Source organism: Herbaspirillum sp. C9C3 (assembly GCF_013359625.1).
Taxonomy (GTDB): domain Bacteria; phylum Pseudomonadota; class Gammaproteobacteria; order Burkholderiales; family Burkholderiaceae_D; genus Herbaspirillum.
The window spans coordinates 200,006-219,065 of record NZ_JABFMQ010000006.1 but is presented as its reverse complement, the minus strand read 5'-3'; the positions used below and the strand labels follow the sequence as shown (position 1 = coordinate 219,065).

Here is a 19,060-nt window from a genome sequence, read left to right as displayed (position 1 = left end):
TTCGCCTCAAGAACGTCGCCTCCGTGGTCGACAGGATCCGGCCCTCGTCCGACCGGGCAAGAAGCCCTCAAAACAGCCCGGGGACGCATCGCACCAGCGTCCCTGCAACCCACTGACAATCGGCTGACAGCGCCTCCTGAGGCCGGATTTGTGATCGGCGTCAAAGACACAGACCCGGCAAGGGCGTACAGCGCCCTGCAAGCTGAAGAAAAAGAGAAACAAATTGTTTCTGACGCGCCGCACACAAGAAGGAAGCAGCCTGACAAAGGACTGACCCACTCGCGTTTGGCAATCAGACGTCCAACCAAGAAAACCCTTCTTCCTGGCAGGCGATGCCGATCTCGCCGAAGGTGCTGCCGAGTACGCTCTCGATGGCCGCGCGGGCCAGTTCGGGGGTGTTGTTCTGCTGGCTCAGATGGGCGCCGATGACGCGCTTGAGCCGGCGCTTGTCGAGCAGTCGCAGGATCTCGGCGCTGGCGTCATTGGCCAGGTGACCGTAGTCGCCGCCGATGCGACGCTTGAGGAAGGGGGGATAGGGCGAGCGGTCCAGCATCTCGCGGTCGTGATTGCATTCAAGCAGCAGTGCATCGCAGGCGCCAAGCGCCTGCACCAGATGCGCCGTCGGCTGACCGGCATCGGTAAGCACGCCCAGGCGGCGATCACCATTGCTGGCCACATACTGGATGGGCTCGCGGGCATCGTGCGGAACAGTGTAGGGAGAGAGTTCGAGATCACCGATGGCGATCTTCTGGCCATCGGCGCAGAACCGCACGTCGACGTCATTGGCCTGCTCGGCCACGGCCTGCCAGGTGCCGTAACTCAACCAGACCGGAATGCGATAGCGCCGGGCAAACTTGAATACACCGCTGACATGGTCCGAATGTTCATGCGTGACCACAATGGCCGCGACCTCGGAGGGATCCAGGCCCAGGCGCAGCATGCGCTTTTCGGCTTCCCGCAAAGTAAAGCCGCAGTCCAGCATGACCGTGGTCCCCGAGGAGGGACGCTGGTCGCCGGCTGCGGCCGAGATCAGCAGCGCATTGCCTTCGCTGCCGCTACCGAGGCTCGCGAACTTCATCTGAGCCCCGGGTCCTGCTTACTTCAGCTGTTCGTTGAGCAAACCGAGGATCTTGTCGGAGATACCCGAGGTATCCGGACCACCCTCGCCGTTCTGCACGACGATGTTGCTGCTGTCGGAACCGGCACCCTTGACCACGATGCGGTACTTGGCAGCCTTCTTGTCCTTGTCCTTGGAACTGAAGATGCGCGAGAAGAAACCTTCATCCTTCTTGTCCTTGGCATCCTGATCCTGGTCCACGTAGCGCACGTAGTAGATGCCCTGGCTGCGGTCGCGATCTTCCACGGTGAAGCCCACGCGATCCAGCGCCAGGCCGACACGGCGCCATGCGCGGTCGAAGCCCTCATCGACCTGCACGCTGCTGCCGGCCGCCGTCTTCTTCAGATGCGAACGGGCCTGCAGCGACGGGGCGCTGGCCACGGCGGCCTTGGCCTTGCTCTCCTGGACACCCAGACGCACCATCAGGCGCGACAGGAATTCAGCTTCCAGACCTGGATCGGAGGGACGCGCGGTCCACACCGAGGTCTCCTTGGCCGACCCGGTCAGCACTTCCTCGGCGCCGCGATGGCTGATGAAGATTTCGGTGGTGCCGTTGGGGCCGCGCTCCAGGCGGGTGCGGAACTTGTCGCGCTCACCGGTGGAATACAGGGAATCAAACACCTTGCCCAGCGTATTGCGGATGAAATCCTGCGGGATCTTGGCACGGTTCTCGGCCCAGTCGGTTTCCATCACGCCGGTCTCGGGTGATTCGATGTTGATCAGGAAACCGTTGTCCTGCCAGAAGTCCTTGATCTGCGGCCACAGTTGTTCCGGGGTCTGCTTGACCACCAGCCAGCGCTGCGAGCCATCGCGTTCGATACGTACCGCATCGCCCTGGGTGTCGGGGGCTACGGTGGCCACCTCGGTGGTCGGCTTGGTCTGCTGTTCCAGCTGGTAGCCGGAGGCAGTAGCCACGCCCTTGTTGGCTTCGGGGATGGCGTAGCGGTTGTCGCGCTGCAGCTGGGTCAGGTCGGGCGGCACTTCCAGGCGGGGGCCGCGGGCCTTTTCGGCGCTCTTGTAATCGATACGGTCGCCTTCGAGCATGCTGCCGACCGACGAGCATCCGGCCAGTCCGGCCAGCGCCAGTGCGACGACGATGCTGCGTTGGGTGAGTGTGTACGCGGAGCGGGAGACCGGACGAACGTTCTTGCTATTAGTCATATCGTTACTAGTGAAAGCGGAATCGGATTTCAGGAGACCTGCGCCAAAGCGGCCAAGCCGATCAGTTTAAGACGCCGGACTCGCGCAGGGCCGCGCGCACGGTGTCGTGGAAGGACTCACCCAGCGGCGCCAGCGGCAGGCGCATGCCCGACGGGATCAGACCCATCTCCTGCATGGCCCACTTGACCGGCACCGGGTTGGGCTCGACGAAGAGCTTGTTGTGCAGCGGCAGCAGCTTGTTGTTCAGTTCCACGGCACGGGCGATGTTGCCGCTCATGGCGGCCACGCACAGCTCGTGCATGTCGCGCGGGGCGACGTTGGCGGTCACCGAGATATTGCCGGCGCCGCCGTAGAACATCAGCGCGATGGCGGTGGCGTCGTCACCCGAATAGACCGCGAAGCTCTTGGGTGCCAGGCGGATCAGGTCGGTGCCGCGACCGATGTTGCCGGTGGCATCCTTGACGCCCACGATGCCCTTGACCTGCGCCAGGCGCAGGATGGTCTCGTTGCTCATGTCGGCAACCGTACGACCGGGCACGTTGTACAGGATCACCGGCAGATCCACCGCTTCGGCGATGGTCTTGAAGTGCAGGTACATGCCTTCCTGGGTCGGACGGTTGTAGTAGGGCACCACCTGCAGGGAGGCATCGGCACCGACCTTCTTGGCGAAGGCGGTCAGTTCGATGGCTTCGGAAGTGGAATTGCCGCCAGTGCCGGCGATGATGGGAATGCGTTTGGCCGTGTGCTCGACCGCGACCCTGATCAGTTCGCAGTGCTCTTCCATCGAGACAGTGGGCGATTCGCCAGTGGTACCGACGATGACGATGCTGTCCGTTCCCTCGGCGATGTGCCAGTCGATCAGCTTGCGCAGGCCGTCGTAGTCGAGGCTGCCGTCCGGATACATGGGAGTGACGATTGCAACAATGCTACCCTTGATCATGGTGTGCGTATGTAAGGTGATGGTCAGAATAAAGGCCTGATTGTAGCGGATAGACGCCTCATCAGGTCAAATTGCGGCTGCTACAGATGAAAGCGGACGTAAAAAAAAACCGGAGAGCCCGCCCCCCCTGCGGGCCGGACGGGATCATGACCCCGCCTTGCCGCCGATCAATAACGATCGGCAAGGTTCAATACCCCAGTCCCATCGCTTCGCGCACGTCGCGCATGGTGTCCTGGGCCAGCTTGCGGGCCTTTTCGCAGCCGTCGGCGACGATGGCCCGCACCAGGGAAGGATCATCCAGGTAAGGCTGGGCACGCTCGAGCATGGGTTGCTGCTCCTGCAGGATGGCATCGATCACCGGCTGCTTGCACTCCAGGCAACCGATCCCGGCCGAACGGCAGCCCTTGGCCGCCCATTCCTTCACTTCCGCGCTGGAATACACCTGGTGGAACTGCCATACCGGGCATTTATCCGGATCGCCCGGATCGCTGCGGCGCACGCGCTGCGGATCGGTCGGCATGGTCTTGACCTTCCTGGTGACCGAGGCGGCATCTTCCCGCAGAGCGATGGCATTGCCGTAGCTCTTGGACATCTTGGCACCATCCAGCCCCGGCAGGCGCGACGCCTCGGTGAGCATGGCCTGCGGCTCGGTGAGGATGAGCTTGCGGCTGCCCTCGAGGTAGCCGAACAAGCGTTCACGGTCGATCATTGACAGGTTCTGGGCATCGTCCAGCATGGCCTTGGCCTGCTCCAAGGCTTCATCATCGCCCTTTTCCTGGAATTGGGTACGCAGTTCCAGGTACAGTTTGGCGCGCTTGCTGCCCAGCTTCTTGGTGGCGGCCAGGGCCTTTTCCTCGAACCCCTTTTCCTTGCCATAGAGGTGGTTAAAGCGCCGCGCAATCTCGCGCATGATCTCGATGTGCGGCACCTGGTCTTCGCCCACCGGCACCTGGCTGGCGCGATAAATCAGCACGTCGGCCGCCTGCAGCAGCGGATACCCCAGGAAGCCATAGGTGGCCAGGTCGCGGTCGGCCAGCTTTTCCTGCTGGTCCTTGTAGGTCGGCACGCGTTCCAGCCAGCCCAGCGGCGTGGCCATGGACAGCAGCAGATGCAGCTCGGCATGCTCGGGCACGCGCGACTGGATGAACAGCGTCGCCTGGGCGGGGTCGACCCCGGCGGCGAGCCAGTCGATCACCATTTCCCAGGTGCTGGTCTCGATCACGGAGGGATCGTCGTAATGGGTGGTCAGTGCATGCCAGTCGGCCACGAAGAACAGGCAGGGCAATTCGGACTGCAGCTTGACCCAGTTCTTCAGGGCACCGTGATAGTGGCCCAGGTGCAGCGCGCCCGTGGGGCGCATGCCGGAGACGACGCGGTCAGGATACATGGCGGTTGGCGTGGGTTGGTGGTTGGCGATTCGACATGAACGCTCAGAACAGCAAGGTGATGGGGAAGGTAATGAGCTGCAGCAGCTTGCCGGCAACGAACATCACGGGCGCCATCCACCAGGCATAGATCACCTTGAGCAGTACCAGCGCCATGACGATGAAGAAGCCATAAGGCTCGATCTGGGCAAATTTATACGCATATCGGTTCGGCAACAAGCTGGTGAGGATGCGCCCACCATCCAGCGGCGGGATCGGGAACAGGTTGAAAGCGAACATCACCAGATTGGTCTGCACCCCGGCCTTGGCCATGAGTGTGAAGAATTCTTCCTGCACCCCGGCCAGCGCCAGGCCATAGATGGCCAGCAGCCACAGCAATGCCATGAAGAAATTGGCAGCGGGACCGGCCAGCGAGACCCAGGCCATGTCGCGCTTGGGCTTGCGCAGGTGGCCGAAATTGATCGGCACCGGCCTGGCGTAGCCGAACAGGAAGGCACCGCTGGTGGCAAAGTACAGCAGCAGCGGAATGACGATGGTGCCGAAGGGATCGATGTGCTTGAGCGGATTGAGGCTCATGCGCCCCATCGAATAGGCCGTGGTATCCCCGAAAAACTTGGCCGCATAGGCGTGTGCGGCCTCATGCAGAGTAATGGCGAAGAGGACGGGCAGCGCGTATACCGCGACAGTCTGGATGAGTTCGTTCATGGGCGGGGATTTTAGCAGAGGGACAATACAATGCCCCGGAATCGCACGAAGCCCGACCGGCCGGCCAGGCTTTTTTGAAAAATCATTCGCTCAGGCAGCCTGCAAACCGAAGATGCTTGCGTCTCCCCTGCCCTGGCGTACCAGCACGGGTTCATTGTCATCGGTGAGGTCGATCACGGTGGTCGGCTCCAGGCTGCAGGCCCCGCTGTCGATGACCAGTTCGATTCTCTTTTCCAGATGACTGCGGATGTCCTCGGCGCTGGTCAGCGGCAGGTCTTCATCCGGCAGGATCAGGGTGGTGCCCAGGAGCGGCTGGCCCAGCTCCTCCAGCAGCATGTGGGCGATGCGATTCTCGGGCACGCGCAGGCCGATGGTCTTGCGCGAGGGGTGCGAGAGGCGGCGCGGCACTTCCTTGGTGGCTTCCAGGATGAAGGTATAGGCCCCTGGGGTGGCGGCCTTGAGCAGGCGGTACTGGCGGTTGTCCACCTTGGCGTACAGGGCGATCTCGGAAAGGTCGCGGCACAGCAGGGTCAGGTGATGCTTGTCGTCCACGCCCCGGATGCGGCGCACGCGTTCGACGGCATCCTTGTTGTCCAGCTGGCAGACCAGGGCGTAGCAGGAGTCGGTGGGCAGGGCCACCAGGCCGCCCTTGTGGATGATCTGCGCGGCTTGCTTGATCAGGCGCAGTTGCGGGTTGTCGGGGTGAATCTCGAAAAACTGGCTCATGATGCGGTTTCCGTTTCCAATCCAAATCCAAATCGTAAAAAGCACAACGGCGGTGTCGCCACCGCCGTTGTCGCTGCCCGCCGGGCTCAGCGCTGGCCGCGCAGGGCGGCGATGCGCTGTTCCAGTGGCGGGTGCGTCGAGAACAGTTCCATGATGCCGGGCTTGTCGCTGATGCCCAGGGCGGCCATGTTCTGCGGCAAGCCTTCCGGGGAGAAGCCGCCCAGCCGCGCCAGCGCATTGATCATCGGCTGGGGCGTGCCCAACAGGCGCGCCGCGCCGGCATCGGCCCGGAATTCGCGATGGCGCGAGAACCAGGCCACGATCATCGAGGCACCGATGCCGAAGACCACCTGGCACACCATCACCGTGACCATGTAGCCGATGCCGGGACCGGAGTCGTCGTTGTTGCGACGCAGGGCCGAGTCGACGAAATAGCCGACGACGCGCGACAGGAACACCACGAAGGTGTTCACCACGCCCTGAATCAGCGTCATGGTGACCATGTCGCCATTGGCGATGTGGGCCACCTCGTGGCCCAGCACGGCTTCCACCTCTTCCTGCGTCATGCCTTGCAGCAGCCCGGTGGATACCGCCACCAGGGCCGAATCCCTGAACGCGCCGGTGGCAAAGGCATTGGGTTCACCCTCATAGACCGCCACTTCGGGCATGCCGATACCGGCGCGCTGGGCCAGCTTGCCTACGGTCTGCAACAGCCAGGCTTCGGTGCCGTTCATGGGCGTCTCGATCACGCGCGCGCCGGTGGACCACTTGGCCATACTCTTGCTCATCAGCAAGGAGATGATCGATCCGGTAAAACCGACTACCAGCGAAAACACCAGCAGCATCGGCAGGTTCAACCCGGAGCGGGTGAGGAAGCGGTCCACGCCCAACAGGGACAGGATCACGCTCATCACCACCAGCACGGCGATGTTGGTGGCGATAAACAGCAGGATGCGTTTCATCGGGGAAAACTCCTATCGGAAAAGTGGGTATTAGATAGGAATCGGCCTGCCGAATTCAAGAGCTTCCGGGGCGGGCGGGCTTTCACAGTCCCCAGTCATGCCACACCGGCTTGACCCCGGTGGGCAGCGGCGGCAGCGCGCCCAGATCCATGCGCGACTCGCCCGGACCATGGAAATCCGAACCCATCGAGCCCAGGAAGCCATAGCGGCGGGCGACCTGGGCATATTCCTGGTACTGCTCCGGCGTATGGCTGCCGGTATTGACTTCGATGGCCACCCCGCCCAGTTGCTTGAACTCGTCGAAGAGCGCGCCAAACTGGGTCGGCGTGTACTTGTAGCGGCCCGGATGAGCGATCACCGCCACCCCGCCCGCGCCGCGGATCCAGCGCACCGATTCTTCCAGCGTGGCCCAGCGGTGCGGTACGTAGCCGGGCTTGCCCTCGGTGAGGTAGTTGGCGAAGACTTCCTTGGTATCGCAGCAGGTACCGCATTCCACCAGGTAGCGGGCGAAATGCGTGCGCGAGATCAGGTCCGGATTGCCCACGTGCTTCAACGCACCTTCATAGGCCCCGCCGATGCCGTGCCGCTCCAGCGCCTCGGCGATCTCGCGGGCGCGACGCTCGCGGCCGTTGCGGGTGGCGGCCAGGCCCGCGATCAGGGTCGGGTCGGTTTCGTCGATGCGCAAACCCACGATATGCACCGTATGCCCGGCCCAGGTGACCGAAATTTCCACCCCGGCCACGTGCTCCATGCCCGCTGCCCGGGCTGCCGCGCGGGCGCGCGCCACACCGCCCACTTCATCGTGGTCGGTCAGCGCCCATACGCCCACGCCATTGGCTTTGGCGCGAGCAGCCACCTCTTCCGGCGACAGCAGGCCGTCGGAGACGTTGGAATGGCAGTGCAGATCGAACTTGAGTTCAGACATAGGAAACCACAATGAAGACGCAACAAGCACAACGACCGGGCCGGTCGCTTGTGGCTGCCGCCGATCAGGAAGTGCAGGGGGATAGGAATGCCTTCATTCTACGCGCTTGTGGCCGCCCCCGCTCGGCGTGACCGCCTCAGGCAGGCGGCAGCGGCTGCTGCAGGAATGCCTCGATCAATTGCGCCAGGCGCTCGGGCTGGTCATGGTGCAGCATGTGACCGGCATCGGCGATCATCTCCACCTGGGTGCTGGGGATGCAGGCAATGCGACGGTCGATTTCTTCGCGCTTCAACGAGGCCGAACCGAAGAAGCGCCAGATATCGCTGTCGATGGCCTCGATCCACAGTACCGGTGCGGTGATGCGGCTCCAGCAGGCCATCATTTCGTCGACCCGGTACAGGATGGGACTGACCTGCTTGTGCGCCGGGTCGCCCAGGATCTGCCACAACCCGCTCTCATCCTGCTGCGCCCAGTGCCGGGCCAGGAAACCGGCACGCTCGTCCGACAGGCGCGCATTGTTCTTCTGCAGGCGCGCGGCCACTTCGTCCAGCGTCGCGTAGCCACGCAGGACGGGACGATTCTTCATCTCGTCCAGCCACTGGGTGAAGCGTCCCGGTGCCTGCTCCGGCTTGGCCGTGGGCAGGCCGATGCCTTCCAGGTTGATCAGGCGGGCGATGCGCTGGGGCCGCACCCCCGCATACAGACTCACCACATTGCCGCCCATGCTGTGACCGAGCAGGTTGACGGCCTGGTCGCCGGCATAGTGGTCCAGCAGGACATCGAGGTCGGCCAGGTAATCCGGGAACCAGTAGGATTGCGCCGGACTGCGCTCGGTCAGGCCGAAGCCGCGCCAGTCCGGCGCGATGACATGCCACTCCCCTTGCAGGGCATCGACCATGAACTGGAACGAGGCTGACATATCCATCCAGCCGTGCATCATGAAGATCTTGGGCGCCTGCGGGTCGCCCCAGTGGCGTACGTGATAGCGCAGGCCGCGCACGTTGAGGAATTCTGAGCGGGAAGCTTTCTTGGCGATGATTGAGCGCATGGCGTTGTCGTTGTTGTATCTGCTGTGAAGAATCAAGCAGCAAAGTATAGACAAAAGAGAACGATCGTGCGCGAAGCCGGGATTTCAGGGCAGGAAGCGCCCGAGGTCGAAGGTGGAGGTATGGCCGATCTGGGCGAAGTTCTGCTCCAGCCATTCCGAGGCGCGTTCGCGGCCCTGCTGGAACAGGCTGCCGATGAAACTGGCCTGGGTATTGAGCTTGGAGAGGTTGGTCAGTTGCTCCATCAGTTCGTTGGCATCGATCATGTGGAGGTTCAACTGGCGCAGCCGCCGCTCCAGCGAGCCGAAGGCCAGCGTCGAATTCTCGGCCTCGCGCTTGGCCAGGGCCAGCCCGCTCAGCTCGGTGAAGAAGGCCGAGCTGAAGCTGATTTCCGAGAGCCGCTGGCCGATATCGTGGCTGGAGGTGGGCGTACCGGCACGGCGGCTGGGATGCAGCAGTACCACCATCACGTCGCGCGCGGTACAGGAATGCAGCAGCGGATAGATCGGCGGATTGGCCGTGAGCCCGCCGTCCCAGTAGGCTTCGCCATCGATCTCGATGGGTCGGTGCAGCGAAGGCAGGCAGGCCGAGGCCAGCAGCACGTCCACCGACAGGTCGGCATTGCGGAAGATCTTCAGCGTGCCGGTGCTGACCTGGGTGGCGGCGATGAACAATTTGAGCGCGCGCTGGCGGCGCAGGCGTTCAAAATCCACTTGCGCCACCAGGATGTCGCGCAGCGGGTTGATATCCAGCGGATTCAATTGCGTGGGCGAGAAGAAGCGCGTCATCGCCAGCAGCGCCTGCATCCCCGGCATGGGCGTGGGATTGGCGATGACAGGGGCGCCTTCGGTCGTCACGTGGTCCAGCGGGACGCCATTGGAGAGCGCCGTCCAGAAGCGCTCCAGCGCCGCGCGAGCACCGTCGCGGCCATCCTGCACATAGCCTTGCGCCATCACGGCGGCATTCATGGCGCCGGCCGAGGCACCGCTGATGCCTTCCAGGTCCAGCCGCCCATCCTCCAGCAGACGATCCAGCACGCCCCAGGTGAAGGCGCCATGCGAGCCCCCACCCTGCAGAGCCAGACTGACGATCTTGTTCGACATGATGTCCCTTATCTTCACTCACCACGTGACGCAACAGCTGCGCCTGCACTGCCTCACTGTTGCCGTCATTGTCACGGTGACTGTCACTGTCACGCCGACGTCACCACTGCCACTTATGCTGCACTGCACTATCATGGTATAACAGGAACACGACTGGAGATAGTGGCTACTTGGGGCGACGATTTGATTCTCTCGGGAAACATGAGCAGACCACCTCAGCCATTGTAGCCAAGGACTGACGTAACGACGGACACAGCAGAGGACACATGAAATCGATTTGCGTATATTGCGGCTCTTCTCCCGGTGCATCCCCGGCCTATGCCGAGGCGGCGCGCAAGCTGGCGCAGGAGATGGTAAAGAACAACATCGCCCTGGTGTATGGCGGCGGCAATGTGGGGCTCATGGGCATCATCGCCAGTGAAGTCATGAAGCTGGGCGGCGAAGCCACCGGCGTCATCCCCAAAGCCTTGCTGGACAAGGAACTGGGCCACGACGGCCTGACCCGCCTGCACATCGTCAAGGACATGCACGAGCGCAAGGCCATGATGGCCGAGCTGGCCGATGGTTTCGTGGCCATGCCGGGCGGCATGGGCACCCTGGAGGAACTGTTCGAGGTGCTGACCTGGGCCCAGCTGGGCTTCCACTACAAGCCGATCTGCCTGTACAACGTGGACGGCTTCTACAACAACCTGATCGCCTTCGTCGACCATCTGGTCTCGCAGCGCTTCGTCAGCAGCGACCAGTCCGGGCTGATGATGCACGAAGCCGATCCGGCCAGGTTGATCGAACGCTTCCAGAACTTCAAGCCGACCTACAAGACCAAGTGGGCCGACCGCGAGGCAGTGGCCAACCTGGTGCCCTGACACCGAGGCGCGCCGGGCCTGACACGGCCCGCGGTTTTTTGCCTTTTCCTTCATCTGGCGACATCAAGAACAACGCCCGTCCCTCTTGCGAGGCGACGGGCGTGTTTTTTTCTTCACTTCGGCCTGGAACCGCCGTCCTGGCGGGCTTGGGCCTCAGCCTGCCAGCGCCTGGCGGAAATCCTCGACCAGGTCATCGGTATCCTCCAGCCCCACCGAGACGCGGATGAGTGACTCGGCGATGCCCATGCTGGCGCGGCGCTCGGCGCCCATCTCGTAGAAGATGGTGTGCGCCACCGGGATCACCAGAGTACGGGTATCGCCCAGATTGCTGGCGGCCACGGCCAGGTTCAGGCGGTTGAGGTAGTCGAAGCAGTCAATGCTGTCCTTCAGTTCAAAGGACATGAGACTGCCGAAGGAACGGAACAGCGCCTTGCTCAAGGCATGCTGCGGATGCGATTCCAGCCCCGGATAGTGGACCGCTGCCACGCGCGGATCGGCTTCCAGCATCTGCGCCAGCGCCAGCGCATTCCTGCATTCGCGTTCCTGGCGCAGGGCCATGGTCTCGGCGCCCACCGCGATGTGGTGCGCCGCTTCCGGGCCCAGCGTGCCACCGAAGTCGCGCAGGCCCTTGGCGCGGATCTGCGCCATGCCCCATTGCGGGGCCGGGTTCTTCTTGTAGCTGTCGGCGATGTGCGGGTAGCGGGTCCAGTCGTATTCACCGGTATCGGTGAGCGCCCCGCCCAGCGCATTGCCGTGACCGCCGATGGACTTGGTCAGCGAATTGACCACCAGCCCGGCACCGACCGTCTTGGGGCGGAACAGATAGGGCGAGGTCATGGTGTTGTCCACCACGTAGAGGATACCGCGCTCGCGGCACAGCTCGCCGATGCGCTGCAAATCGGCCACCTGGGTACGCGGGTTGGCGATGGTTTCCACGAAGACCAGGCGGGTCTGGGGCGTGATGGCCGCTTCCACATTCTTCACGTCGGTCGCATCGACCATCGAGACCTTGGCGCCTTGCGCGGCCACCGTCGTCCACAGGCTATTGGTATTGCCGAACAGGAAAGCCGAGGACACCACATGATCGCCCTCGCGCAGCAAGCCCTGGACGATGGCGCCAATGGCTGCCATGCCGGTGGCAAAGCAGATGGTGGACTTGCCGTCTTCCATCTTGGTGATCTTGTCTTCCAGCGCCGACACCGTGGGGTTGCCCTGGCGGCCATAGCGATAGCCCGACTGCTTGCCCTGGAACACTTCGGCCAGCTGGCGCGCATCTTCATAGCCGAAGGTCACGGAAGTGTGGATGGGCTTGTGCAGGGAGCCGTGCTCGATGCCCTTCTGGCGGTCGCTGTGGAGGATGGTGGTGGTGAAGCCGTAGGTCTTTTTATCGTTCATCGCGTAGTCGGAAAGGCAGAAGAAATGAGCAAGGCCGGCGCAGGGCCAAAGGCAAAATGATAAGCCAGATTCCCGTCGGCTGGTTTGCGCGGCACATCAACGCAAAACGCCGGTGCCGCCAAAGCGGCCACCGGCGTCCTGGTCCAGCCTGGGGTCAGGCGGCGAAGATCAGTCCACGCGCGCCAGGTTCAGGTTCAGCTGCGAACGCACCACATCTTCCAGCGCCGGCTTGGGATTCTTGCGGGCGTATTCGATGCGGTCCAGGTATTCCTGGGTGATGTCGCCGGTGATGTAGTGACCGTCGAAGCAGGAAGCCTCGAATTGCTTCAGGGCCGGGTTGGCGTCGGAGATGGCGCGCTTCAAGGCTTCCACATCCTGGTAGACCAGGGCGTCGGCGGTGATTTCGCGGCAGACTTCTTCGTCGCTGCGACCGAAGGCGATCAGCTCGTCACGGGTAGGCATGTCGATGCCGTAGACGTTGGGATACTTCACCGGCGGTGCAGCCGACGCGAAGATCACGTTCTTGGCACCCGACTCGCGGGCCATCTGCACGATTTCACGGCTGGTGGTGCCACGCACGATGGAATCATCCACCAGCAGCACGTTCTTGCCCTTGAACTCGCTGCCGATGGCGTTGAGCTTCTGGCGCACCGACTTCTTGCGCAGTGCCTGGCCCGGCATGATGAAGGTGCGGCCGATGTAGCGGTTCTTGATGAAGCCTTCGCGGTACTCGATGCCCAGCTTCAACGCCAGTTCCATGGCCGCCGGACGCGAGGAATCGGGAATCGGCATGACCACATCGATCTCGCCATGCTTGAACTGGCTGCGGATCTTGTCGGCCAGGAATTCGCCCATCTTCAGACGGGTGGCGTAGACCGAGGCGCCATCGATGATGGAGTCCGGACGAGCCAGGTAGACGTATTCGAAGGCGCAGGGGTTTAGCGTCGGATTCTCGGCGCATTGCTGGTTGTACAGCTTGCCGTCGTTGTCGATGAAGATCGCTTCACCCGGGTTGACGTCGCGCAGGAAGCGGAAGCCCATGCCTTCCAGGGCCACCGATTCGCTGGCCATCATGTATTCGATGCCCTTGTCGCTCTCGTTGAAGCCCAGGCACATCGGACGGATGCCGTACGGATCGCGGAAGCCCAGGAGGCCATAACCGGCGATCTGCGCCACCACTGCGTAGGAGCCGCGCACGCGCTTGTGGACCATGGCCACGGCCTTGAAGAGCGCCGCCGGATCGAGCGAGTAGCCGGTGGTGGCTTGCTGGATCTCGTGGGCCAGCACGTTCAACAGCACTTCGGTATCGGAATCGGTGTTGATGTGGCGGCGATCGTTCTTGAACATCTCGATCTTCAACTGTTCCGCATTGGTCAGGTTGCCGTTGTGCGCCAGGATGATGCCGAAGGGGGCATTGACGTAGAAGGGCTGCGCTTCTTCTTCCGAGGACGAGCTGCCTGCGGTCGGATAGCGCACCTGGCCGATGCCGGTGTTGCCGGGCAGCGAGCGCATGTTGCGGGTACGGAACACGTCGCGCACCAGACCGTTGGCCTTGTGCATCGAGAAACCGTTGCTGTGGTTGGTTGCGATCCCCGCCGCATCCTGACCGCGGTGCTGCAGCAGCAGCAGCGCGTCATACAGCATCTGGTTGACGGGACTATGAGAGACGATACCGACGATGCCACACATGGTGGACTCCTAACGAAAAACGAAAACGAAAATGAACCACGACTGCAACCCGGTCCAAACGATCTGATGCGCTCCGCCACGGAGCCTGTTGTCAGACCGGGGTGGAAAAACTTACATGCTCGGCCAGCTTGCCCGGCAGGTAGGGCAGCACCGCTTCGGCGGCCTGCTCGACCCAGGGACTGAAACGCGCCTGCTTCCAGAAATCCTGTTGCGGAATGGCCGTGGTACCGCACAGCAAGGCCACCGCCACCACCAGCAATACCCCGCGCGCCACGCCAAACACACTGCCCAGCGTGCGGTCCACGAAACCCAGACCGGTCGCCTTGACCAGTTCGCCCAGCGTCTTGGCCACCAGCGCCATCAACAGGCGCGTACCGATGAACAGCGCAATGAAGGCCACGATGAGCCGCGTCAGTTCACCCGGCACCACGTCCGGCAACATCGCCGAGAGCGCCTCGCCATAAGTATTGGCCACCACCAGCGCCACGATCCAGCCGGCCAGGGACAAAACTTCACGCACCAGTCCGCGCAGGGTGCCAATGATCACAGAACAGGCCAGGATCAGCAGCACCAGGTAGTCAAATATCGTCACGATGGCAACAATATGCGGCTATTTGTAGCCAAATTCAAGCAGGAATAATGGTGGCATTCAGGCCCAGCTTCTTGATTCGCCCGCCCATGCGTTCGGCTTCCTCGCGGCTGGAGAAGGGGCCCACGCGAATGCGCGTACGCTCACCGGCCTGGGTTGCAATCTTCTGCGTATACGAACGGATACCGGCTGCACTCAACTTGTTGCGCAATTCACTGACCTTGTCCTGGGTGGCCAGCGCGGCCACCTGGATGACGAACTTGCCACCGGCTGCGGCCGGTTTCTTTTCCGCCGGGGCCGCTGCCGCGCTGCTGCCGGACTTGCCTTCCAGGATCGCCAGCGCGCGCGCCGCATCGTCGTCGGCGGCATGGGGCGTGGCCTTGGGCTTGGCGACTTCCTTCTTCGGTTCTTCCTTGTGCTCGGCTGAGGCCGGCTTCTTTTCCTCGGCCTTGGGGGGCGCCTTTTCAACGGGCTTCTCGACCGGCTTTTCTACCGGCTTTTCTACCGGCTTTTCAACTGGCTTTTCTGCCGGCTTGTCCTCCTGCCTGGGCGCGACTGCCGCCACCGGCGGGCTGGCGGGCTCGGGCGCGATGCTGGAGGGCTCGACGATCTCTTCCTTCTGGTCCAGCGACGCCTGCTTGGCATCGCCCGTGCCAGGCTGGGCCGCCGCGGGGGCCGGCTGGTCCTTGGAGGGGATCTGGATGGCAATGTCGTCGTTCAAGGGCTTGGGCTCGGAATCGAGGATCATCGGCAACACGATCACCACCGCCAGCGCCAGCGCGACGGCCCCGATCAGGCGGCGCCGGGCGCGCTTCTTTTCCGGCAGCAGCGGGTCGGCGGCGGCATCCTTGCCGGCCTTGCTGCGACTGCTGCCGCGGGCAGAACCGGCGCTGCCATTGGCGGCGCTGCGACTGCTGCGGCTGCGGATGACGGAAGATTGCTCCTCGGAACGTGAACGGAAGGACCCTTGGTCAGCAGTAGCGTCCTGCTTGTTTTTACGGAAAAACGAGAACAAGCCCATGCGGAGTCGTCTTGAATTGATCTGGAAATCGTGGAAAACCTGCGTGGCCACTCAGGTCCTGGCACCGGCGGGCCAAGCGTGGCCGGCTCCGGAACGCCGTCGGGATCAGTGCAGACCGGGGCGGCGCGCCTGCATGACGCCGGCTACAGTCAGGAAGGACCCGAAAACCACAATTCTATCATTCTCCCCTGCTCTGCTTAACGCATTTGCATACGCCTCGGCCGGAGTAGTGAAGGTTTCTACGCTGCGCGCCGCGTCCCGCCTGAATTCCGGCTGCACGCCGGCCCCCAGCAGGGCCTCCTTGAGCTGTTGCGCGCTGGCCGCGCGCGGCAGAGGCAGATCGGTCACGCACCAGTGGTCAATCTTGTCCTTGAGGTGGCTGATGACGCCTTCAATATCCTTGTCCAGCATGGAACCGAACACCGCATAGGTATAGGGATGGAAGCCCATGTTGTCCAGATTCTGCGCCAGCGTGGCAGCGGCATGCGGATTGTGCGCCACGTCCAGGATCACCAGCGGCTGGCCCGGCAGTACCTGGAAGCGGCCCGGCAGTTCCACCGTGGCCAGGCCGGTACGCACTTCCTGGGCGCCCACCGGCAGCACTTCGCGCAGGGCTTCCAACGCGGCCAGGGCCGCCGAGGCATTCAATAGCTGGTTGGCGCCACGCAGGCTGGGATAGGCCAGCGAATTGCGGCGCATGCCGCGTCCGCCATAGGCCCATTGCTGCTTGTCGCCCTGGTAGTTGAAGTCGCGACCCATGAGCCAGAGGTCGGCACCGATCTTCTCGGCATGCGCGATCAGCGACTTGGGCGGCACCGGGTCGCCGCACACGGCCACCTTGCCGGGACGGAAGATGCCGGCTTTCTCGAAACCGATCTCTTCGCGGGTCTCGCCCAGGTATTCGGTATGGTCGATGTCGATGCTGGTGACGACGGCCACGTCGGCATCGACCACGTTGACCGCATCCAGGCGCCCGCCCAGGCCGACTTCGAGGATCACCACGTCCAGCCTGGCATCGGCCAGCAACTTCATGATGGCCAGGGTGGTGAATTCGAAATAGGTCAGCGAGATATCACCGCGCTGCGCTTCCACCGCTTCGAAGGCGGCGATCAGCTGGGCATCGCTGGCCATGTCGCCGGACAGGCGGGCACGTTCGTTGAAATGCAGGAAATGCGGCTTGATGTAGAGGCCCACGCGGTAACCGGCGCGCATCAGGATGGACTCCAGCATGGCGCAGGTGGAACCCTTGCCGTTGGTGCCGGCCACCATGATGACGGGGCAGTCGAAGCGGATGTCGAGCTTTTCCTTCACGGCCAGCACACGGTCCAGGCCCATGTCGATCTGCTTGAAGTGACGTTGTTCCAGCAGGGCCAGCCATTCATTCAGGGTGGCGGGAGTCGGGGAGGCTTGGGAAGTCATGGCGCGTCTCGGTCGGTGAAGCTGCTGCTCGAAAAACGGATTACGGATTACGGATTACGGCTTGCGGATGTCGAAAAGACAAAGCCCGGATTTGCACTTCTGCAAATCCGGGCCTGAAGTATAGCGGCTAATCAGGAAACCGTTTCGGCAGCCTGGTTTTGCAGCAGGGCCAGCAGATGGGCGATTTCCTCACGCATCTTGCGGCGGTCGACGATCATGTCGATGGCGCCCTTGGTGACCAGGAATTCAGCCCGCTGGAAGCCTTCCGGCAACTTCTCGCGCACCGTGTTCTCGATCACGCGCGGACCGGCAAAACCGATCAGGGCACGGGGTTCGGCCATCACCACATCGCCCATGAAGGCGAACGAAGCGGACACGCCGCCCATGGTCGGGTCGGTCAGCACGCTGATGAAGGGCAGCTTCTTTTCCGACAGCTTGGTCAGCATGGCGGTGGTCTTGGCCATCTGCATCAGCGACAGCAGACCTTCCTGCATGCGGGCGCCGCCGGTGGCGGTAATGCAGATGAAGGGGACCTTCTGCTCCAGCGCCGCCTGGGCACCACGGACAAAGCGCTCACCCACCACCGAGCCCATGGAACCGCCCATGAATTCGAACTCGAAGCAGGCCACCACGACCGGCAGGGTCATGATGGCACCGCCCATGACCACCATGGCGTCGGTTTCGCCGGTGGATTCCATGGCGTCCTTGAGACGATCGGGGTACTTCTTGCTGTCCTTGAACTTCAGGGTGTCGACCGGCAGGGCTTCCTGGCCGATCTCATAGCGGCCGCCCTCGTCGAGCAGGGCATCCAGACGAGCACGGGCGCGGATGCGCATGTGATGGCTGCACTTGGGGCAGACATGCAGATTGGATTCCAGGTCGGTACGGTAGAGCACCGCTTCGCAGGAGGGGCACTTGACCCACAAACCTTCCGGGATGGCTTTGCGGCTGGTGGAACCGCGTTGAATCTGGGGTGGCAGCAACTTCTCGAGCCAGCTCATAGAGACCTCATAGATTTTTCCGGTGGCGCGCATTGTACCAGAGCCCACCGGCGACGAACGTAAAGCACGGTCATGCTTTCCACAAGGCAATAAAAAGTCTTCTGCCCGCTTGCGCCCTCTCAAAAAAACAAAGCCTCCGGACACTGCCGGAGGCTGCGCATTGCACACCCCTGCCCTGCCGGACCGGGGTTGCAGCGGCTCAGGCGTCCAGCGCCTGGCGGATATCGCTGACGAAAGCCTGCACCGCGTCGCAGGCCTTGTCCTGGGGGGTGTTTTCCAGTTCGGCAATGATGCGGCTGCCGATCACGACGGCATCGGCCACGCTGCCCACGGTACGGGCGGTGGCGCCATCACGGATGCCGAAGCCCACCGCAATGGGCAGCTTCACGTGCTGGCGGATGGCCGCGATACGCTCGGCCACCTCGGCGGTGTCGATGTGACCGGCACCGGTGACGCCCTTCAACGAGACGTAGTAGCAGAAACCGCTGCTGACGGCCGCCACCTGACGGATGCGTTCTTCCGACGAGGTCGGGGCCAGCAGGAAGATCGGATCCATGCCCCTGGCCTGCATCTTTTGGGCGAATTCTTCACATTCCTCGGGCGGATAGTCCACCACGATGGTGCCATCCACGCCCGCTTCGCTGGCCGCTGCGATGAAGGCATCGACGCCGAAGCGCTCGATGGGGTTGGCATAGCCCATCAGCACGATGGGGGTGTGGCGGTTGGTCTTGCGGAATTCACGCACATAGCCCAGCACGTCGTGGGTGCTGATGCCGAATTTGAGGGCACGTTCGCAGGCGCGCTGGATCACCGGACCTTCGGCCATGGGGTCGGAGAACGGCACACCCAGCTCGAGGATGTCGACACCACCGGCCACCAGTGCATGCAGGAGCGGCACGGTGAGCTCGGGGGCCGGGTCTCCGGCGGTAATGAAGGTAATGAGCGCCTTGCGCTTCTGCTGGGCCAGTTGGGAGAAGGTGGTCTGGATTCTGGACATGGTGATATGAAGTTTT

Annotated in this window: 18 protein-coding genes; 1 reads left to right on the top strand and 17 read right to left on the bottom strand. The window is 63.0% G+C overall.

Going from position 1 to position 19,060, the window contains the following annotated elements:
• Window positions 1-292 precede the first annotated feature (292 nt).
• The 10 genes from HNO82_RS08705 to HNO82_RS08660 form a co-directional block, all read right to left on the bottom strand.
• Entirely contained in the window at window positions 293-1,078 is a 786-nt protein-coding gene (locus HNO82_RS08705; RefSeq protein WP_175343405.1) for an MBL fold metallo-hydrolase, read from the bottom strand.
• Between the two features lie 18 nt (window positions 1,079-1,096).
• Window positions 1,097-2,278 carry an NlpB/DapX family lipoprotein gene (bamC, locus tag HNO82_RS08700; protein WP_034350780.1) on the bottom strand — a complete coding sequence of 394 codons (1,182 nt, stop codon included), beginning with the start codon at window positions 2,276-2,278 and terminating at the stop codon, window positions 1,097-1,099.
• A gap of 61 nt (window positions 2,279-2,339) precedes the next feature.
• On the bottom strand, window positions 2,340-3,218 hold the full coding sequence (dapA, locus tag HNO82_RS08695; protein WP_008330820.1) for a 4-hydroxy-tetrahydrodipicolinate synthase: 879 nt from the start codon (window positions 3,216-3,218) through the stop codon (window positions 2,340-2,342).
• Window positions 3,219-3,405: 187 nt separating this feature from the next.
• On the bottom strand, window positions 3,406-4,605 hold the full coding sequence (locus HNO82_RS08690; protein WP_008330822.1) for a tryptophan--tRNA ligase: 1,200 nt from the start codon (window positions 4,603-4,605) through the stop codon (window positions 3,406-3,408).
• A 43-nt stretch (window positions 4,606-4,648) separates the two neighbouring features.
• Complete coding sequence (locus HNO82_RS08685; RefSeq protein ID WP_008330823.1) at window positions 4,649-5,308, bottom strand: site-2 protease family protein; 660 nt, start codon at window positions 5,306-5,308, stop codon at window positions 4,649-4,651.
• 90 nt (window positions 5,309-5,398) lie between these two features.
• Window positions 5,399-6,034, bottom strand: coding sequence for an L-threonylcarbamoyladenylate synthase (locus HNO82_RS08680; RefSeq protein WP_008330824.1), 636 nt, complete (start codon window positions 6,032-6,034; stop codon window positions 5,399-5,401).
• Window positions 6,035-6,120: 86 nt separating this feature from the next.
• Entirely contained in the window at window positions 6,121-6,996 is an 876-nt protein-coding gene (htpX, locus tag HNO82_RS08675) for a protease HtpX (protein ID WP_008330825.1), read from the bottom strand.
• Window positions 6,997-7,078: 82 nt separating this feature from the next.
• Window positions 7,079-7,921 (bottom strand): 3',5'-nucleoside bisphosphate phosphatase, encoded by an 843-nt coding sequence (locus HNO82_RS08670; RefSeq protein WP_008330828.1) that lies wholly within the window; start codon window positions 7,919-7,921, stop codon window positions 7,079-7,081.
• A 136-nt stretch (window positions 7,922-8,057) separates the two neighbouring features.
• Entirely contained in the window at window positions 8,058-8,969 is a 912-nt protein-coding gene (locus tag HNO82_RS08665; RefSeq protein WP_175343404.1) for an alpha/beta fold hydrolase, read from the bottom strand.
• An 84-nt stretch (window positions 8,970-9,053) separates the two neighbouring features.
• The gene (locus HNO82_RS08660; protein WP_175343403.1) at window positions 9,054-10,070 is read right to left on the bottom strand and encodes a patatin-like phospholipase family protein; all 1,017 of its coding nucleotides are present in this window, start codon (window positions 10,068-10,070) and stop codon (window positions 9,054-9,056) included.
• A 266-nt stretch (window positions 10,071-10,336) separates the two neighbouring features.
• Here HNO82_RS08660 and HNO82_RS08655 point away from each other — a divergent pair, with 266 nt between their 5' ends.
• Window positions 10,337-10,933, top strand: coding sequence for an LOG family protein (locus HNO82_RS08655; RefSeq protein WP_008330836.1), 597 nt, complete (start codon window positions 10,337-10,339; stop codon window positions 10,931-10,933).
• 153 nt (window positions 10,934-11,086) lie between these two features.
• On the opposite strand, the gene HNO82_RS08650 is transcribed toward HNO82_RS08655, so the two are convergent.
• From HNO82_RS08650 to trpA, 7 genes are all read right to left on the bottom strand, one after another.
• Window positions 11,087-12,328 (bottom strand): cystathionine gamma-synthase family protein, encoded by a 1,242-nt coding sequence (locus HNO82_RS08650; RefSeq protein WP_175343402.1) that lies wholly within the window; start codon window positions 12,326-12,328, stop codon window positions 11,087-11,089.
• A 168-nt stretch (window positions 12,329-12,496) separates the two neighbouring features.
• Window positions 12,497-14,017, bottom strand: coding sequence for an amidophosphoribosyltransferase (gene purF, locus HNO82_RS08645; protein WP_008330840.1), 1,521 nt, complete (start codon window positions 14,015-14,017; stop codon window positions 12,497-12,499).
• 91 nt (window positions 14,018-14,108) lie between these two features.
• Window positions 14,109-14,609: a CvpA family protein gene (locus HNO82_RS08640; RefSeq protein WP_175343401.1), complete on the bottom strand. Its 501-nt coding sequence runs from the start codon at window positions 14,607-14,609 to the stop codon at window positions 14,109-14,111.
• A gap of 34 nt (window positions 14,610-14,643) precedes the next feature.
• Window positions 14,644-15,627, bottom strand: coding sequence for an SPOR domain-containing protein (locus tag HNO82_RS08635; protein WP_175343400.1), 984 nt, complete (start codon window positions 15,625-15,627; stop codon window positions 14,644-14,646).
• A 105-nt stretch (window positions 15,628-15,732) separates the two neighbouring features.
• Window positions 15,733-17,046, bottom strand: coding sequence for a bifunctional tetrahydrofolate synthase/dihydrofolate synthase (gene folC / locus HNO82_RS08630; protein ID WP_175343399.1), 1,314 nt, complete (start codon window positions 17,044-17,046; stop codon window positions 15,733-15,735).
• A 131-nt stretch (window positions 17,047-17,177) separates the two neighbouring features.
• Window positions 17,178-18,047 (bottom strand): acetyl-CoA carboxylase, carboxyltransferase subunit beta, encoded by an 870-nt coding sequence (gene accD, locus HNO82_RS08625; protein WP_008330851.1) that lies wholly within the window; start codon window positions 18,045-18,047, stop codon window positions 17,178-17,180.
• Between the two features lie 199 nt (window positions 18,048-18,246).
• The gene (gene trpA, locus HNO82_RS08620; RefSeq protein ID WP_008330852.1) at window positions 18,247-19,044 is read right to left on the bottom strand and encodes a tryptophan synthase subunit alpha; all 798 of its coding nucleotides are present in this window, start codon (window positions 19,042-19,044) and stop codon (window positions 18,247-18,249) included.
• Window positions 19,045-19,060 lie beyond the last annotated feature (16 nt).

Coding starts and splice junctions, on each gene's coding strand:
- HNO82_RS08705 (WP_175343405.1), bottom strand. CDS start 1,078: ATGAAGTTCGCGAGCCTCGGTAGCGGCAGCGAAGGCAATGCGCTGCTG.
- bamC (WP_034350780.1), bottom strand. CDS start 2,278: ATGACTAATAGCAAGAACGTTCGTCCGGTCTCCCGCTCCGCGTACACA.
- dapA (WP_008330820.1), bottom strand. CDS start 3,218: ATGATCAAGGGTAGCATTGTTGCAATCGTCACTCCCATGTATCCGGAC.
- HNO82_RS08690 (WP_008330822.1), bottom strand. CDS start 4,605: ATGTATCCTGACCGCGTCGTCTCCGGCATGCGCCCCACGGGCGCGCTG.
- HNO82_RS08685 (WP_008330823.1), bottom strand. CDS start 5,308: ATGAACGAACTCATCCAGACTGTCGCGGTATACGCGCTGCCCGTCCTC.
- HNO82_RS08680 (WP_008330824.1), bottom strand. CDS start 6,034: ATGAGCCAGTTTTTCGAGATTCACCCCGACAACCCGCAACTGCGCCTG.
- htpX (WP_008330825.1), bottom strand. CDS start 6,996: ATGAAACGCATCCTGCTGTTTATCGCCACCAACATCGCCGTGCTGGTG.
- HNO82_RS08670 (WP_008330828.1), bottom strand. CDS start 7,921: ATGTCTGAACTCAAGTTCGATCTGCACTGCCATTCCAACGTCTCCGAC.
- HNO82_RS08665 (WP_175343404.1), bottom strand. CDS start 8,969: ATGCGCTCAATCATCGCCAAGAAAGCTTCCCGCTCAGAATTCCTCAAC.
- HNO82_RS08660 (WP_175343403.1), bottom strand. CDS start 10,070: ATGTCGAACAAGATCGTCAGTCTGGCTCTGCAGGGTGGGGGCTCGCAT.
- HNO82_RS08655 (WP_008330836.1), top strand. CDS start 10,337: ATGAAATCGATTTGCGTATATTGCGGCTCTTCTCCCGGTGCATCCCCG.
- HNO82_RS08650 (WP_175343402.1), bottom strand. CDS start 12,328: ATGAACGATAAAAAGACCTACGGCTTCACCACCACCATCCTCCACAGC.
- purF (WP_008330840.1), bottom strand. CDS start 14,017: ATGTGTGGCATCGTCGGTATCGTCTCTCATAGTCCCGTCAACCAGATG.
- HNO82_RS08635 (WP_175343400.1), bottom strand. CDS start 15,627: ATGGGCTTGTTCTCGTTTTTCCGTAAAAACAAGCAGGACGCTACTGCT.
- folC (WP_175343399.1), bottom strand. CDS start 17,046: ATGACTTCCCAAGCCTCCCCGACTCCCGCCACCCTGAATGAATGGCTG.
- accD (WP_008330851.1), bottom strand. CDS start 18,047: ATGAGCTGGCTCGAGAAGTTGCTGCCACCCCAGATTCAACGCGGTTCC.
- trpA (WP_008330852.1), bottom strand. CDS start 19,044: ATGTCCAGAATCCAGACCACCTTCTCCCAACTGGCCCAGCAGAAGCGC.